Source organism: Pseudoalteromonas sp. Scap25, from assembly GCF_013394125.1.
In the GTDB taxonomy this organism is placed as follows: Bacteria; Pseudomonadota; Gammaproteobacteria; order Enterobacterales; family Alteromonadaceae; genus Pseudoalteromonas.
In genome coordinates this window covers 836,534-851,495 of sequence record NZ_CP041327.1, presented here as the reverse complement: position 1 = coordinate 851,495, position 14,962 = coordinate 836,534, and the positions used below count along the sequence as shown (strand labels likewise).

Genomic DNA, 14,962 nt, shown 5'->3' with positions numbered 1-14,962 from the left:
TAGGTTCTGGTTAACTATATTGCTTCTAGGCTATCGATTGGCCAGCGCGGTTTAGTTTTCATATCAAGCGTAGCAAACTGCCCCGCTTTTAAACGCTGCATACCAGCATAAGCAATCATTGCGCCATTGTCGGTACAAAACTCAGTGCGTGGGTAATACACTTCGCCCTTCATACCTTGCATCACACGCTCTAGTTGCAAACGTAGTTGCGTATTAGCACTTACACCACCGGCTATGACTAAACGTTTAATACCTGTTTGCTTTAGTGCTCGCTTACACTTAATCACTAGAGTATCTATAACAGCTGTTTGAAATGCATGGGCAATATCTGCTTTAGTTTGCTCGTCACTATCATTTTCACGAATAGCAATCGAAGCGGCGGTTTTTAGGCCACTAAAGCTAAAATCAAGACCAGGCTTATCTGTCATCGGGCGTGGAAAAACAAATCGTTTGGCAACGCCTTGCTCAGCCATTTTAGCTAAACGAGGACCGCCAGGGTAATCAAGTCCTAGTAATTTAGCTGTTTTATCAAATGCTTCACCTGCAGCGTCATCTACCGACTCACCCAATACTTCATATTGGCCAATACCCGCGACCTTTACCATCATGGTATGACCGCCAGATACGAGTAAAGCAATAAATGGAAATTCGGGAACGTTTTCCTCAAGCATTGGCGCTAATAAATGCCCTTCCATATGGTGCACTGCTACAGCTGGAATGTCCCAACCATACGCTAAAGAGCGACCAATTGAGGTACCTACTAACAATGCCCCCACTAAACCAGGTCCTGCCGTGTAGGCAATGCCGTCTAAATCTTCAGGTCCACAGCCAGCTTGCGCAAATGCCGCCTCGATAAGCGGCAATGTTTTACGTACATGATCGCGAGATGCAAGTTCAGGTACCACACCACCGTAATCAGCATGTACTTTTACTTGGCTATATAATTGATGAGCCAGTAGCCCTTTTTCATCATCATAAATAGCAATACCAGTTTCATCGCATGATGATTCAATGCCTAAAATTCGCATTGTTAATTCTCCTGCCACCTAACAAGGTGTTTAAAACAAATAACTTAAAGTGCTAAACCGATGTTAGTTTGGCCATCAGCAAGGACATGCTTTTTCAATGCTTTTACATTTTCAGCAGTAATACGCCCCATAGCTTCTACAAAATCAATTAGTTCACTTAATACTTCTATTTCGTATTGCATTAGTGGGTGTTCACGCACTGCTTTGTTATCAGCAACATCCCCTTCAACCGTCATTTGATACTCAATAAAGCGAGCCACAGTTGCCTGCGATATTTTACTCACATTAACAAATTCTTGCTCGTCTTGTGCTAAAAGGCCATGCATTAAGCTCAATAATGAAGTTGCAGCGTCAATCGCAGGGTAAGTGCCAAACATATCAAAATCAGCAAGTTCAGGTACATTAGGCTCAATTTTTTCGACTTGCTTTTCTAAGTCAATTTTACTTTTAGGAAGCAGTATCTTTTCCCAACATACATTTAAAGCATTACGTAAAATAACCTCATCGCCAAAACCGGTAGCCTCACTAAACAGTCCATAATTAGGCAACATACGCTCTATTAACGCACTGGCCAATACCGCTTTTTGCAGGTAATTTAACTCTCTAATACGCTGAAAATTATTCGCTTTTGTCATTCTTTAAAGTCCCACATGACCAACAAAAATCAAATGTTGATCCATTATGCTCATTACAGTTAGGGCACACCCAATCTGGAGCGGATTGTTTTACTTGCTGATAGTTTACCAATATTTCGCGTGCATGGCGCTCTTTTATCGCATAAACCTGCACACTTACTTGTGTTTGCTCAAACGGGATCTCGCCCATTGCACCTTGCAGCATTTCACCTTTAATTTGACACTCAATTCCCGCATTCAGAATCAATCCTTTTATAATATTGGCCTCTAAACTATTTTCTGCGTTATAAAGCGTAACCCAATCAAATGATGTTATATTTGAATCGCTATTATTAATATTTTGCAATATCCACCTCATTTACTTTATGTGTACAATTTGCCTGCGTAACCTAAAGCAAATAATATGATTTAAGGACACATTATGACGCTAACTACTCCAGGTTTACTTTTTCCAGCAATCTCGTTGTTGTTACTCGCCTATACAAACCGATTTTTAGTGCTAGCGCAACTAATACGAGAACTGAATGCACGTGAAGGGGAATCTATTCGTCCTGTTGTGGTGGCGCAAATAACCAACCTTAGAAAGCGAATAAAATTAATAAGAACCATGCAAGTATACGGAGTGGCTGCTTTTTTATTATGTACGCTATCTATGTTCGCATTATTTATAGAGTTTAATACCACGGGCATTATTTTATTTGGTGTCAGTTTAAGTTGCTTAAGCTTGTCTTTACTCACCTCCTTATTTGAAATTCACATCTCTTGTGATGCCATAGAAATTGAATTGCAAAACATTGAAAGTAAGCCTTTAAGTAACCGAGTAAGTAAAAATTTTATTGAGCCCAACCCTAAAAGCAAAAACAGTAATTAACAAACCGAAATTCTAAGAAAACGGTTATAAAATTGCACAAATTAGGCTAATGATAAAACCCAACAGTTACTTAACATTACCCAAAGGTATAACAATTTTTAGCAACTATTCTCTTTAAATAAGGCAAAAAGAAAGTTAATCTAATGAGGTGGTTAAAAACATTACTTCAACTGAACTATAGGGATATAAAGTCAGTATTTAATCTGTAATTCCCCTAGCTTACCTATAAAAAAGGACTATATAGTGAGATTTGAACAATTAGAACAATTTGTAGCGCTTGGCCTACTTCGTCATTTTAGGCAAGCTGCAGAACAAACTCAAATTAGCACATCGGCGTTAACTCGAAGTATTCAAACTCTTGAAACAGAGCTTGGCTATGAGCTTGTTACTCGCTCTACTCGCTCGGTTAAATTAACTCAAGCAGGCGAACTTTTCCTCGACTTTGCAAAAAATACCCTCAATGAGCTAGAACAAATAAAACATCGTGCTTTTCAGTCAATTAATGGCACTGAAGAGAAAAAACTGGTTATTGGTTACACCACAACAACTAGCAGCATAGTACCAATTACCTGCGGTGAATTTTTAAGCCAATACCCGCATGTTAAAATCGAAATGCAGCTACAAAACAAAACTGAGCTTCATAGAAAGTTACTTCAAGGCGAAATTGACATTAGTGTATGCTCGCAAATAGTCAATAGCATTGGTAGCGACATACAATTACCTGATCAGCTTATTTTATTTTGTTCAAAACAACATCCTTTAGCAAATAAAAGCGATATTAGTAAAAAAGAACTCGAAAGTTATCCAATGTTCAGTTGTTTTTCACAGTCAAAACAAGTGCAATCAATGCTTAATGAAGTAGTAGACTCATTAAATAAAGTATCAACTATTAAAGTGGGCAGTATTGAGCAGGTCATGGCTGGACTTGAAAAATCAGACCATTTTGCGATTGCCGGTATTGAACACACCAGCTCTGTGGCAGAAAACCAAAATTTGATTCAACTTAAAACTAATAACGATATTAGCCATGAGCAACTTATTGTGCAAACCAGCCAGCAAATAGAAGCGGGTGAGCATGTTGATCACTTACTCTCGCTAATAAATAAAGTATCAAAAGCATAACATTACACCATGCGCTTTATACCAACTTTATTAAAAACATGATCATTTTAGCGTATTAAATAAATCGCTAGCTGCGTTAAAAATTATTCATATAGAACAACTATATGTCATTATTTTTGCCTTGCTATTGACTTATTTACTTGTCGCTATAATGGAGCACTCATTTAATGTAATTGGTATGATAACAGCTATAAATTTGTAGCTTTAAAGTTTTTTTACATTAAACTAACGCTCCCTACTATTATGACTAGCGTTAATGAACAACTTTACAGCTTCTGGAATTTATCTAGAGCAGATTGAAACGCATGGTTATGCCATTATTGAAAACGCCATTGATAGTGACCTAATCTTTGATTTAATGGCAGATTGCTACAGAATAAATCCACACTTTAGCCTTGCTGGTATTGGTCGATTAAATAACTTGCAAATTGATAATACAGTTCGTAAAGACAAAACCTATTGGTTTGATGGCAGTTCAAATGCACAACTTGGCTACCAGCAAGTAATGGAAGCAGTTCGTAATACGCTTAATCGAACTTTCTTTATGGGTTTGTTTGATTATGAATGTCACTATGCAAAATATACGCAAGGTGATTTTTATAAAAAACATGTAGATGCATTTAAAGGTCGTTCAAACCGTGTTTTTACTACCGTATTATATTTGAACTCTCCAGAGAAAGGTGGAGAGCTAGTTATTTACAAGCCTAAAAGTAAAGGCATAGAAATAGTAATAAAACCCACAGCAGGCACTTTGGTATTATTTGAAAGCGAACGCTTTGTACATGAAGTACTTCCTGCTGTTGATAACCGCTATTCGATTGCTGGTTGGTTCAGAAAAAACGCGTCAATTAGTGGCATTATCGACCCACCCCGTTAAGCAAAAACGGGGTAAGAAAATAATAAACCAATAAAAATAGCCAGTCCTACGTAATGGTTATTTAAAAATGCTTTAAAACAATTATCTCGCTGGCGTAAATGAATCAAACGCTGTTGATACACAAGTAACATTGCTGCAATAGCTAATCCCAACCAAAAACTAAATCCTATTTGATTCATCAACCCAATTAAAACCATCAACGCAAAAAAGCTAAAGTTAAGTAGCGCTATAATATGGCGGTCATAACTGGCGAATAAAATAGCGGTTGATTTTACTCCTATTTTTAAATCATCGTCTCTATCAACCATTGCGTACATAGTGTCGTAAGCCACCGTCCAGCAAATATTGGCAATAAATAGCAACCATGCCTGCACGGGTAGAGAGTTTATTGATGCCATAAAAGCCATAGGGATTGCCCAACCAAAAGCCGCGCCCAATACAACTTGAGGAAGTTGCGTGTAACGTTTCATAAAGGGATAACAAAACGCTAATCCAAGTGCACCAAACGATAACAAAATAGTATTGGTATTAAGCAGTAATACTAATATAAAAGCGATGACAACGAGTAATAAAAACAAACTAATTGCTTCGCCACTACTTACCGCTCCGGTCGCTAGCGGCCGCTGACAAGTACGCTTTACTGAGCCATCAATTTTTCTATCTGCAAAATCATTGATAACGCATCCTGCGCTTCGCATAACTATTACCCCAAGGGTAAACACAATGAAGTTCGTTAAGCTAGGCAGACCATCATTCGCTATCCATAGTGCCCAATAAGTTGGCCAAAGTAGCAATAAAGTGCCTATGGGCTTATCAATTCGCATTAACTGGATGTAATGGGGAATATGATTAACAGACAAAGCGGCTAGTTTCATGAGTATAAGTAAGCTCCTGGTAAAAAAACCTCACAGACCAAAAATTGATAGTTATGTAAAGAAAATACGCTGCGCCTGCCCAGCAAAGAGTGATTCGGTAAATTAAGTTCGCTCACCAGTGATTGCAATGAGTGATTATCATCAAAGCGAGCAATTTCAATATCAGTGCGCCTTAACGCAGGATCTTGAAAGATAACATCACCTAACGGGCGTTCTCCCATATTGTGCAGCTGATTGTTTGTATTATTACTTGTTACTGGCAACCAACTTTGAGCATAAACAATCGGTTGTTCATCACACAACAGTAACACTTCACGGTTAAGTACTGTACTTACCTGCTTACTTAATAGCGTTTGCTGTGATTGAGAAAGGTCTACTTTTTGCTCACTCAACACTTTTACAGCAAAACGCTGAGACTGACTTTTTAATTTAGCCGTTAAAGAATGCGGTTCAAATAACCACTCTTTCTCAGCGTTAGATAAGCCAGTGACTTGAGCGGTACTCTGCCAATCAGCAGATAAAGAAAGAGGAAAAGTAATCACAATAACTCTACTTGAAAAAAATCAGAGAGATCATAACATTGCCAACGAATTTGAAAAAGCGCGATTTACTCAATACCAAGCACATCCTGTGTCATAAAAAGCTAATCAGCATTTGACTCTCGCTATTGCCTATCCCAAACTTGAATCCAGAGTACTTTTACAAACACAACAAATAACAGCATCTTGCTGTATCTTATTTACTAATAAGTATAAACTATTTGTAACCAGTTTACGGAAACGCTTTTGAAATGAAAAAAACAGTATTTACAGGCCTTTTTATTCTTTTAGTCAGCCTAACTAGCTTATCAGCACGTGCTGAGTCTACTGTGGGTTATTTTGGGTTTGAGCCAGACATTATTACAAATTACATTGGTCCATCAAGTAAAAAAATGGGTTACGTTCGCGTCACGGTAGATTTAATGCTAAACAAAACATCCGATATTGCCATTGTAGAACACCACACCCCGCTGTTACGTGATGCGCTAGTAGAGATATTATCAAAAGAGCCTGAAAACAAAATAAAGTCTTTAACAGGGCGTGAGCAAATTCGCCTTAAAAGCGCAGAAAAACTAAAAAGCTTACTTAAGGAAGAAACAGGCCAAGAAATAATCCGAGACCTGTTATTTACTAAATATTTATATCATTAGGCGCTTTTTGTTTTAAAAAGCTGAGCGGTATAGGCAAAAGCCATACCGCTAACAAGCCCACCTAAGTGTGCCCAATTAGCCATTCCAACAAATAATACATCTGCAAAACCAAGTACTAACCATACCAGCATAAAACCAACAATTGCGGTTGTAACCAGTGCAGGCTGTTTAGGATTAAGTGCGCTGTAAATCCAACAAAAGCCTAACAACCCATATACAACACCGCTAAGCCCACCAAAGTTAGGACCGACCATTAAGTACTGTGCCCAATTACTTATTAAAGCAGTAACTAAAAACAGCCCGATTAAACTCGACTTACCACATTGCTTTTCAATGTTGTCACCCAGTGATACCCACCAGATTAAGTTAAACACAATATGCATAGCGCTAAAATGCACAACAGCAGGTGTTAACCAGGTAAGTGGTGACGCAGGATTGAACTGCAACGCCATATAAATAGGCTCAAACGCACCAAATAAAAAGGCAATATAAACAACAATGCTGAGAATACTAACACCTTGATTAAGCCAGCTTAAGGCTTTAAAACGAGCGACTAAATTAAGTGACTGCCCTTGATACTTTAACGGTGACTGCGTAGTACCTACTTGCCATGATGCTTGTTGGTAACGCTCATGATTAGGGTTTTTAGCAAATTCGTTCCATAAAGGCTGCACTGCATGGAAGTCTTCAGGTGCCACACTAATAACAAGCGTATGACCATCCTCAGTACGAATTTGCCCTGTAAGCCCTTGGCTTTTTAGGTAATCTATAAAGCCCTGTGCAGCACGGGGGTTAGTTAGACTGCCTAGCTCTATCATCGTGCTACTTTATCCTTGTAAGCGGCTTCCCACGCAGTAAAACCGCCATCCATGCTGTAAACATCTTCAAAGCCTTGCTCTACTAAGTAACTTGCTGCACCCTGTGAGCTCATGCCGTGATAACAAACAATAATAATCGGCTGGTCAAACTCTTTTTCCATCATAAATTGGGCGATATTTGCATTTGAAAGCGCTTCAGAGCCAGGAATGTGCCCTGTCTGATACGAATTAGGATCGCGAATATCAGCAATCACCACATCTTCTTTGTCTAGTAGTTCGAGGGTTTGTGCGATTGATATATGTTTAAATGCCATAGTGCTCTCTTATAATTACAAAAAAGGCGACAAATGCCGCCTTTAATTCTCTTAACAAGGGGATAATTAATCCCAGTTAAGAATTACTTTACCCGATTGGCCTGAAATCATCATATCAAAGCCAGCTTGGAAGTCATCAATTGAATACTGATGAGTAATGATTGGTTTTAAATCAAGCCCTGATTGAATCAAGCTAGCCATTTTGTACCAAGTTTCAAACATCTCACGACCGTAAATACCTTTGATCACTAAGCCTTTAAAAATTACTTGATTCCAATCGACCGCCATATCTGAAGGTGGAATACCTAACATGGCAATTTTGCCGCCATGATTCATGTTATTTAGCATGGCATTAAATGCACTCGGAACACCTGACATCTCTAAGCCAATATCAAAGCCTTCGGTCATACCTAGATCTTTAGCTACATCTTCAAGCTTTTCATTTGCAACGTTTACAGCACGCGTTGCGCCCATTTTACGCGCTAAGTCTAGGCGGTATTCATTTACGTCGGTGATAACCACATAACGTGCACCTACATGTTTAGCTACAGCTGCAGCCATAATACCAATAGGGCCTGCACCAGTGATTAATACATCTTCACCCACTAAATCAAACGATAAAGCGGTATGTACTGCATTACCAAACGGGTCAAAAATAGAGGCCAGTTCATCGCTAATATTATCTGGGATTTTAAACGCATTAAATGCTGGGATCACTAGGTACTCAGCAAATGCACCTTCGCGGTTAACGCCCACACCGGTTGTATTTCGGCATAAATGAACGCGTCCAGCACGACAGTTACGACAATGACCACAGGTTATATGACCTTCACCTGATACACGGTCGCCAACTTCGAAACCGCGAACTTCTTGGCCCATGTCAATTACTTCACCCACATATTCGTGGCCAACCACCATAGGCGTAGGAATGGTGTTTTGTGCCCACTCATCCCACTTATAAATGTGAACATCGGTGCCACAAATAGCCGTTTTACGTATCTTAATTAACAGATCGTTATGGCCTACTTCAGGCTTTGGCGCATCTGTCATCCAAATGCCCGGTTCTGCTTTTAACTTTGATAATGCTTTCATAATCCACACTCAATTAAAAAATCGCGACTATAACCGCGATTTAACAAGAAAATTAAATAACACCAATCTCTTTACCAATACGGGTAAATGCTGCAATGGCTGTATCAAGCTGTTCCTTGCTGTGCGCTGCAGAAATTTGGGTACGAATACGCGCCTGACCTTTTGGTACAACAGGGAATGAGAACCCAGTTACATAAATCCCTTCGGCCAAAAGCTTATCAGCCATAAGTGACGCTACTTTGGCATCTCCTAGCATCACTGGAATAATCGCATGATCTTTACCTGCACAGGTAAAACCTGCCGTTTCCATTTGCTCGCGGAAGTATTTAGCGTTTGACCATAGCTTAGCGCGAAGCTCACCGCCATTTTCAAGCATTTCTAGTACTTTGATTGACGCTGTTACAATTGAAGGCGCTAATGAATTTGAGAATAAGTAAGGACGAGAACGCTGACGAAGCCACTCAACAATTTCTTTTTTACCTGAGGTATAACCACCAGAAGCTCCACCAAGCGCTTTACCTAAGGTGCCAGTAATAATATCGACACGGTCGAGTACATTACAGTACTCAGGTGTACCTTTACCGTTTTCGCCAACAAAACCAACGGCATGTGAGTCATCAACCATAACGAGTGCGTCGTATTTGTCGGCTAAATCACACACTGCTTCTAAATTACAAATAACGCCATCCATTGAGAACACGCCATCAGTAGCAATTAGTTTAGTTTTAGCACCGGCTTCATCGGCTGCAATTAATTGCTTTTCTAAATCTGCCATATCGTTATTTGCATAACGGAAACGCTTTGCTTTACATAAACGAACACCATCAATAATAGAAGCATGGTTTAATGAATCAGAAATAATCGCATCGTCTGCACCTAAAATAGTTTCAAACAAGCCTGTATTCGCATCAAAACATGATGAATACAAAATGGTGTCCTCAGTCTCTAAAAATTGACTGATTTTTTTCTCAAGCGTCTTATGAATATCTTGTGTGCCACAAATGAAACGCACAGATGCCACACCGAAACCATGGTCATCTAAACCTTTTTGTGCAGCTGCAATTAGCTCTGGGCTGTTAGCTAAACCTAAGTAGTTGTTAGCACAAAAATTAATAACTTTATCACCTGATGCCACTTCAATTTGAGCTTGCTGCTGTGAAGTGATAACACGTTCATTTTTGTACAAACCTTCAGCTTTAACGTCTTCGATTTGCTGTTGTAATTGGCTAAAAAAAGCAGATGCTCTCATCTGTGATCTCCATTTGGTTGAACGGGTTAAACAGCAGACGCGTTGCTGCTATTTATAATGCGGGTATTGTAAAAGTTTAAGCACCAAATTGCACTGTTTGTCATTCGTCGCAAATTAGCTAATTGGCAGGAAAAGCTGCCAGTTTACAGGCATGAGATATATATTAAATGAGATCAGCAAGCAAAACAGGAAGTTCCTTGATTGAGTCACAAACATAGTCAGCAGACTTTACGGCTTGCTCATCAACTGTTTGCCCCGAACGTACCAATACTTTAGTGCGTATATTGGCGCTTATAGCAGCTTGCATATCACCTCGTTTGTCCCCCACCATCACACTCAGTGCAGGGTCGATATGATGATCTTTCATTCCTTGAAGTAACATACCAGGCGCTGGCTTTCTGCAATCGCAATCTGTTAAATACGCTGGTAATGCATTTTCAGGATGATGAGGACAAAAATAAACATCAGTAATTTCAATTTGATGATGACTAAACTGCGCTTTCATCCATATGTTAAGGGCAAAAAAATCGGCTTCTGAGTAATAACCTCGACCAATCCCTGATTGGTTCGTTACAACAATTATTTTGTAGCCCGCGTCATAAAATGCTTTACACGTTGAAAACACACCATCTATAAATTCAAACTCTTCGCTTTTAAATACATAGCCATGATCAACATTTACTACACCATCACGGTCTAAAAAAAGCGCCTTATTTATGTGTTTATCATTCATAATAACGACTCTTTATTAACAACATGGTCAAACATTTCTTTTACTGTATCCGTGGTTATTTGACTCATTAAATCATCGCCTTTAACCCGAGTACCCCAAGGCAATTGCTCGGCGGTTTTACCTGTTTGCTTTAATAAGTTTTGGTGATAAACCTCAACCACGTAATCTTGGTATAAATAAGGCCCCGTTCGCGCTGGGTTTGAATGCGCATATAGACCAATAACAGGCGTGCCAACAGTAACCGCCATATGGGCTGGGCCTGTATCGGGCGCAAGTACTAAACCCGCACGCTTAAGTACGCACAATAATTCTTTGAGTTTTGTTTTACCCACCAAGTTCAGAATGGGTGAATCACTGTATTTAATGATGCTATTTGCTAAATTAATTTCAAGTTCAGTAGGCCCACCGGTTAGCACTACTTTAAAACCTTGCGCATTGGCATAATCAGCAAGCACGGCATAGCGTTCGGCTAACCAGTTACGCTGTGCTTTACTTGCCGCTGGCGAAATAACAAATAACTTATTTGATAAATAGTCGTCACCTAACAGCTCATCAGCTTTAGCTTGATCTTTGTCGGTATAGGGCATATTCCAAACAGGGACATAATCATCAACACCAATTGTTTGAGCAAAGCCTTTAAATCCCTCTAAAACATGCGCCTGAGATTGGGCTTTAATGCGTTTATTAATAAATAAACTATGCAGCTCTTTTGAACGAGCCCAGTCAAAACCAATTTTAACTTTGGCAGGAATACAGCGAGCGACAAAACCAGCTCTTAAAGCCACTTGCATATTAAGTAGTACGTCAAAACACTGCCCTTTGAAGGTTTGCTTTAACTGTTTCAGTGCCGTTTTTCCTTGTTTTTTATCAAATACAACAAGCTCAACGCCAGGCAAATCTGCTAACAGCATCGCCTCGACCTTCCCTATCACCCATGTAATTTTAGCATTTGGATGCGCTTTTTGAATTGCTTGTACTGCACTCACTGCATGGCATACATCACCAATGGCAGAAAGACGTAAAATACAAATAGATGTGTAAGTAGGCGCTGAAGTCACACGTTTCCTTGGAGGTAAAATAATAAAACCCGATCTTAAATTATAATCGCGTCATTGCAAGTACTTATCCTTAGCCTGAAAACACGTTAATATGTGCACATATTTAAGCGAATCCTATGAGCTATGTTTAATCAACACGTCAAAAATAACCATGTCATTTTAAGCCATCCTCAATATAGCACCGAAATAGAGTTAGATTGGTTTGAGCCCAATTTCTGGCAACAACAGCAAAAAATTGTCGGCGCTAAAAAGGGGCGTGCAACTGCTTGGTTTTTTAAACACGCAGATTTAACAGCTGTATTGCGCCATTATTGGCGTGGCGGCCTAATAGGAAAACTACTCAGCGATCAATATTTATACTTCGGACTTGAGCATACCCGTGTTTATCAAGAATTTAGCTTAATGACTCGATTAATAGAGTTAGGCTTAAATGTACCAAAGCCTATTGCAGCTAAAGTGAGCCGACATGGCTTTATTTACCGAGGTGATATTATTACTGAAGCGGTAAGCGACGCTAAAAGTATATTAGATATACTAATTGAACGCACATTGAGTGAAGCTGAGGTAAAAAAAATAGCGCAAACTATTGCCCAATTTCATAGTAAAGGGGTGTATCACGCTGATTTAAATATTAATAATATTTTATTTGATGACTCTGGTGATGTTTACATTATCGACTTTGACCGTGGCGAAATAAAAGTGCCCCATAAAAAATGGCAACAAAGCAACATGTCTCGCTTACAGCGCTCCTTTTTAAAAGAGCAAAGCCGCAATAGCAACTTTCATTGGCAGCAAAACGATTGGCAGCGTTTAGATAAACACTATCGTGACGGGTTAACTAATAAAAACTAGTTTGCTAATGCTAAGTATTGCTCTGTTACCCTATCGGCACACACTTTTTCTAAAATAGCTGCTTTGCCTACATTTGGGTTATCTGCGAGCACTTGCTTAACTGCCAGTGCAAGCTCTTCGCTTTGACCTATTGGTACTAAATATTTGCTTAACTCACCTGTAAGTATTTCACTTGGACCATGAGGACACTCAGTACTGACAACTGGTGTTCCTACAGCCAAAGCCTCGACTAACACATTACCAAAGCCTTCAAAGTCTGAGCTTAACAATAAAGCTTTCGCCTGATTTATCCAGTTGTATGGGTTTTGTACAAACCCCGGAACAATAAGCCGACTTTCGATACCATATTCTTTAGCCAACTTTAATGCCTTTTCTTTTTTGTTACATAACAATACCAATTTATATTTTTTATCTAATTTGGCAAATGCAGAAAATAAAATATCATGGCGTTTTTGTTTAGCTAAACGCCCCACATGAATCAAGTAAGGTGTATCTGGTATATTAATATTTGATTCATTAGCTTGCTCATAAATTTCTTTAAAGTTGAATGGGTTATAAATAGTCGTTATAGCACTTGGACTAATTAAGTTGCCTTGCTTTATTTCTTCTTCAACTCCTTTGGAAACACAGATCAAAGACTTCCCATTTAAATTTTGTTTGCTTTTTTTAAGATATATATATGAAAGTGGACCTAGTTTTTTTTGTCTAGAGAGCTCTGCATTAACTGAGTTATGAACAACAAAATGGATATTTTCTATTTTACTTTTTGCTAATAAGTTATTACTACGATCTAAATTAGAAAGTACTAAATCAATAGAACCAAGTTGAAGTAACTTTTGCTCAAACCATGTCTCTAATACTTTAACATTCTTTTTTATCTGCCAAAATCGATCAACTTTTGTTGCTCGACCTGAAAATAAACTTTCAACAGATAAGGTGTTTGGAATGTCATATTCAATATTTTGCGCCAATGACAAAATAGTCACATTGTGGGCTTTTGATACCATTTCCTGCGCCAAAGTAAGCATTACTTTTTCAGCGCCACCACCAACGAGGGAGTCAATTACAATAACAATATTCATAGCTTACTTCCTGTTAACAACGCTTGTACTCCTTTGGTTATAACATCAAAGCTATGCACATTTTCTAGCGACTCGTATTGGCTAACTGTATTATTATAATTTGGCTCAAAAAGTAGCTCTTTTATTTTTTGGGTAATATTTAAAATATCAAGCTTAGCCTCTTTAACAACACCGGTACTCGCACAACGAACAACTCGCTCATTTTGATCTTTTGAAATAGCACATGCTATCGTTGGAGTTTGTAAAGCAATGGCTTGAAGTAAAGTATCGCCCGCGCTTAATAATGCCACCTTAGCCTGACTTAGTAAGGCTAAAAATTCACTCCCCTCTTGGCTTGGCAAACAAATTAACTCATCGCTTTTAGGTAACGACTTAGTGTAATTAGGACCAAATACCACAACACCTTTCAAGCCTGTTTGCTTAGCAATAATAAGCCCTGCTTGAAAATATAAATCTGCGCAATTCACGCCATTAACTGTATGCCCACCAGAGCCCGCGTTAACAATAAAAAATTCTTTTTCTTGTAAGTTATAACGTGTCAGTACATCACTTTTTTGTTGCTCTGAAGCAAAAACAGTAAATGGCCCTACATTTTTAGGGTATGCCAATGGCACCATATTGAGCTTTAGTTTTTCATACCATGAAAGAGGGTCGATACAGTAATCAGGCTGAACCACCCAATGAGTATCAATAAGGCCCGCTCTATTAAGCTTTAAACCTTTTGCTCGCTTTTTTGCATGCTGTGAAATAAAAACAACTTTAGCACCCACTTTTTTTGCAGCTTTCATTTGCTCAGCGCGTCCTGCACAATCAAATAGCACCGCATCTGGTTTGTATTGCTTAATAAACTGACATACGTGCGTATTTTCTTTTGTTGCCGATTGATTTAACAATAAGGTAGGGAATGGGCAGTTTTTAGCATAAGCCGTATGTTTATTTAAAATAAAATGAATATCTAACTGCTTGCCATACTCAGCCTTTAAGGTTTGAGCTAGCTGTAACGAGCGCATATATTCACCAATACCTTCTGGCGATGACACGGGAATAAATAAAAGTCGTTTGTTGCTCATTACTATCTCTGCTTTTCCTTTGCAGCGAGTATATCAACGCCATCTTTTTTACGATAGAGCTACAGTGTTTTAATCTGTTCCGGAGTAATATTTTTTA

Annotated in this window: 18 protein-coding genes; 5 read left to right on the top strand and 13 right to left on the bottom strand. The window is 38.8% G+C overall.

Annotated features, from left to right (window positions below):
• Positions 1-14: 14 nt before the first annotated feature.
• The 3 genes from tsaD to FLM54_RS03880 are packed head-to-tail and all read right to left on the bottom strand — an operon-like array spanning position 15 to position 2,021.
• Positions 15-1,028 (bottom strand): tRNA (adenosine(37)-N6)-threonylcarbamoyltransferase complex transferase subunit TsaD, encoded by a 1,014-nt coding sequence (gene tsaD / locus FLM54_RS03890; RefSeq protein ID WP_178955299.1) that lies wholly within the window; start codon positions 1,026-1,028, stop codon positions 15-17.
• A gap of 44 nt (positions 1,029-1,072) precedes the next feature.
• Entirely contained in the window at positions 1,073-1,663 is a 591-nt protein-coding gene (locus FLM54_RS03885) for a YjaG family protein (protein ID WP_178955297.1), read from the bottom strand.
• Positions 1,647-2,021 (bottom strand): DUF2007 domain-containing protein, encoded by a 375-nt coding sequence (locus tag FLM54_RS03880; RefSeq protein ID WP_372239236.1) that lies wholly within the window; start codon positions 2,019-2,021, stop codon positions 1,647-1,649. Before FLM54_RS03880 ends, FLM54_RS03885 begins: the two co-directional genes overlap by 17 nt.
• 63 nt (positions 2,022-2,084) lie before the next feature.
• On the opposite strand from FLM54_RS03880, the gene FLM54_RS03875 reads away from it, so the two are divergent.
• The 3 genes from FLM54_RS03875 to FLM54_RS03865 all read left to right on the top strand — a co-directional run bounded on the left by FLM54_RS03875 (position 2,085) and on the right by FLM54_RS03865 (position 4,533).
• Entirely contained in the window at positions 2,085-2,534 is a 450-nt protein-coding gene (locus FLM54_RS03875) for a DUF2721 domain-containing protein (RefSeq protein ID WP_138605088.1), read from the top strand.
• Between the two features lie 243 nt (positions 2,535-2,777).
• On the top strand, positions 2,778-3,656 hold the full coding sequence (locus FLM54_RS03870) for a LysR family transcriptional regulator (protein ID WP_138605089.1): 879 nt from the start codon (positions 2,778-2,780) through the stop codon (positions 3,654-3,656).
• Positions 3,657-3,912: 256 nt separating this feature from the next.
• On the top strand, positions 3,913-4,533 hold the full coding sequence (locus FLM54_RS03865) for a 2OG-Fe(II) oxygenase (protein WP_178955295.1): 621 nt from the start codon (positions 3,913-3,915) through the stop codon (positions 4,531-4,533).
• Here the strand turns inward: FLM54_RS03865 and ubiA are convergent.
• Both ubiA and FLM54_RS03855 read right to left on the bottom strand, forming a co-directional pair.
• A complete protein-coding gene (gene ubiA, locus FLM54_RS03860; RefSeq protein WP_178955293.1) occupies positions 4,530-5,408 on the bottom strand; it encodes a 4-hydroxybenzoate octaprenyltransferase in 879 nt (292 codons plus the stop codon). The two genes, FLM54_RS03865 and ubiA, sit on opposite strands and share 4 nt — an antisense overlap.
• Positions 5,405-5,950 (bottom strand): chorismate--pyruvate lyase family protein, encoded by a 546-nt coding sequence (locus FLM54_RS03855; protein WP_178955291.1) that lies wholly within the window; start codon positions 5,948-5,950, stop codon positions 5,405-5,407. Before FLM54_RS03855 ends, ubiA begins: the two co-directional genes overlap by 4 nt.
• A 248-nt stretch (positions 5,951-6,198) precedes the next feature.
• On the opposite strand from FLM54_RS03855, the gene FLM54_RS03850 reads away from it, so the two are divergent.
• Positions 6,199-6,597, top strand: coding sequence for a flagellar basal body-associated protein FliL (locus tag FLM54_RS03850; RefSeq protein WP_008115596.1), 399 nt, complete (start codon positions 6,199-6,201; stop codon positions 6,595-6,597).
• Here FLM54_RS03850 and glpG read toward each other — a convergent pair.
• The 6 genes from glpG to FLM54_RS03820 form a co-directional block, all read right to left on the bottom strand.
• The gene (gene glpG / locus FLM54_RS03845; protein WP_010391000.1) at positions 6,594-7,415 is read right to left on the bottom strand and encodes a rhomboid family intramembrane serine protease GlpG; all 822 of its coding nucleotides are present in this window, start codon (positions 7,413-7,415) and stop codon (positions 6,594-6,596) included. The two genes, FLM54_RS03850 and glpG, sit on opposite strands and share 4 nt — an antisense overlap.
• Positions 7,412-7,729 (bottom strand): thiosulfate sulfurtransferase GlpE, encoded by a 318-nt coding sequence (glpE, locus tag FLM54_RS03840; protein WP_010390998.1) that lies wholly within the window; start codon positions 7,727-7,729, stop codon positions 7,412-7,414. Before glpE ends, glpG begins: the two co-directional genes overlap by 4 nt.
• A 66-nt stretch (positions 7,730-7,795) precedes the next feature.
• Positions 7,796-8,821, bottom strand: coding sequence for an L-threonine 3-dehydrogenase (tdh, locus tag FLM54_RS03835; protein WP_178955289.1), 1,026 nt, complete (start codon positions 8,819-8,821; stop codon positions 7,796-7,798).
• A 52-nt stretch (positions 8,822-8,873) separates the two neighbouring features.
• Positions 8,874-10,070, bottom strand: a complete 1,197-nt coding sequence (locus FLM54_RS03830; RefSeq protein ID WP_178955287.1) for a glycine C-acetyltransferase — start codon at positions 10,068-10,070, stop codon at positions 8,874-8,876.
• A 163-nt stretch (positions 10,071-10,233) separates the two neighbouring features.
• A complete protein-coding gene (gmhB, locus tag FLM54_RS03825) occupies positions 10,234-10,803 on the bottom strand; it encodes a D-glycero-beta-D-manno-heptose 1,7-bisphosphate 7-phosphatase (protein WP_178955285.1) in 570 nt (189 codons plus the stop codon).
• Positions 10,800-11,861, bottom strand: a complete 1,062-nt coding sequence (locus FLM54_RS03820; RefSeq protein ID WP_178955283.1) for a glycosyltransferase family 9 protein — start codon at positions 11,859-11,861, stop codon at positions 10,800-10,802. Before FLM54_RS03820 ends, gmhB begins: the two co-directional genes overlap by 4 nt.
• Positions 11,862-11,984: 123 nt before the next feature.
• Here FLM54_RS03820 and FLM54_RS03815 point away from each other — a divergent pair, with 123 nt between their 5' ends.
• A complete protein-coding gene (locus tag FLM54_RS03815; RefSeq protein WP_178955281.1) occupies positions 11,985-12,713 on the top strand; it encodes a 3-deoxy-D-manno-octulosonic acid kinase in 729 nt (242 codons plus the stop codon).
• Here FLM54_RS03815 and FLM54_RS03810 read toward each other — a convergent pair.
• Together FLM54_RS03810 and FLM54_RS03805 are read right to left on the bottom strand one after the other, a co-directional pair.
• Positions 12,710-13,795 (bottom strand): glycosyltransferase, encoded by a 1,086-nt coding sequence (locus FLM54_RS03810; RefSeq protein WP_178955279.1) that lies wholly within the window; start codon positions 13,793-13,795, stop codon positions 12,710-12,712. The two genes, FLM54_RS03815 and FLM54_RS03810, sit on opposite strands and share 4 nt — an antisense overlap.
• On the bottom strand, positions 13,792-14,865 hold the full coding sequence (locus FLM54_RS03805; RefSeq protein WP_178955277.1) for a glycosyltransferase family 1 protein: 1,074 nt from the start codon (positions 14,863-14,865) through the stop codon (positions 13,792-13,794). The genes FLM54_RS03810 and FLM54_RS03805 overlap by 4 nt, the downstream gene beginning before the upstream one ends.
• Between the last annotated feature and the right edge of the window lie 97 nt (positions 14,866-14,962).

What these genes read in the sequence shown, in the direction of transcription:
- tsaD (WP_178955299.1), bottom strand. Translation starts at nt 1,028, where the DNA reads ATGCGAATTTTAGGCATTGAATCATCATGCGATGAAACTGGTATTGCT.
- FLM54_RS03885 (WP_178955297.1), bottom strand. Translation starts at nt 1,663, where the DNA reads ATGACAAAAGCGAATAATTTTCAGCGTATTAGAGAGTTAAATTACCTG.
- FLM54_RS03880 (WP_372239236.1), bottom strand. Translation starts at nt 2,021, where the DNA reads ATGAGGTGGATATTGCAAAATATTAATAATAGCGATTCAAATATAACA.
- FLM54_RS03875 (WP_138605088.1), top strand. Translation starts at nt 2,085, where the DNA reads ATGACGCTAACTACTCCAGGTTTACTTTTTCCAGCAATCTCGTTGTTG.
- FLM54_RS03865 (WP_178955295.1), top strand. Translation starts at nt 3,913, where the DNA reads ATGAACAACTTTACAGCTTCTGGAATTTATCTAGAGCAGATTGAAACG.
- ubiA (WP_178955293.1), bottom strand. Translation starts at nt 5,408, where the DNA reads ATGAAACTAGCCGCTTTGTCTGTTAATCATATTCCCCATTACATCCAG.
- FLM54_RS03850 (WP_008115596.1), top strand. Translation starts at nt 6,199, where the DNA reads ATGAAAAAAACAGTATTTACAGGCCTTTTTATTCTTTTAGTCAGCCTA.
- glpG (WP_010391000.1), bottom strand. Translation starts at nt 7,415, where the DNA reads ATGATAGAGCTAGGCAGTCTAACTAACCCCCGTGCTGCACAGGGCTTT.
- glpE (WP_010390998.1), bottom strand. Translation starts at nt 7,729, where the DNA reads ATGGCATTTAAACATATATCAATCGCACAAACCCTCGAACTACTAGAC.
- tdh (WP_178955289.1), bottom strand. Translation starts at nt 8,821, where the DNA reads ATGAAAGCATTATCAAAGTTAAAAGCAGAACCGGGCATTTGGATGACA.
- FLM54_RS03830 (WP_178955287.1), bottom strand. Translation starts at nt 10,070, where the DNA reads ATGAGAGCATCTGCTTTTTTTAGCCAATTACAACAGCAAATCGAAGAC.
- gmhB (WP_178955285.1), bottom strand. Translation starts at nt 10,803, where the DNA reads ATGAATGATAAACACATAAATAAGGCGCTTTTTTTAGACCGTGATGGT.
- FLM54_RS03815 (WP_178955281.1), top strand. Translation starts at nt 11,985, where the DNA reads ATGTTTAATCAACACGTCAAAAATAACCATGTCATTTTAAGCCATCCT.
- FLM54_RS03810 (WP_178955279.1), bottom strand. Translation starts at nt 13,795, where the DNA reads ATGAATATTGTTATTGTAATTGACTCCCTCGTTGGTGGTGGCGCTGAA.
- FLM54_RS03805 (WP_178955277.1), bottom strand. Translation starts at nt 14,865, where the DNA reads ATGAGCAACAAACGACTTTTATTTATTCCCGTGTCATCGCCAGAAGGT.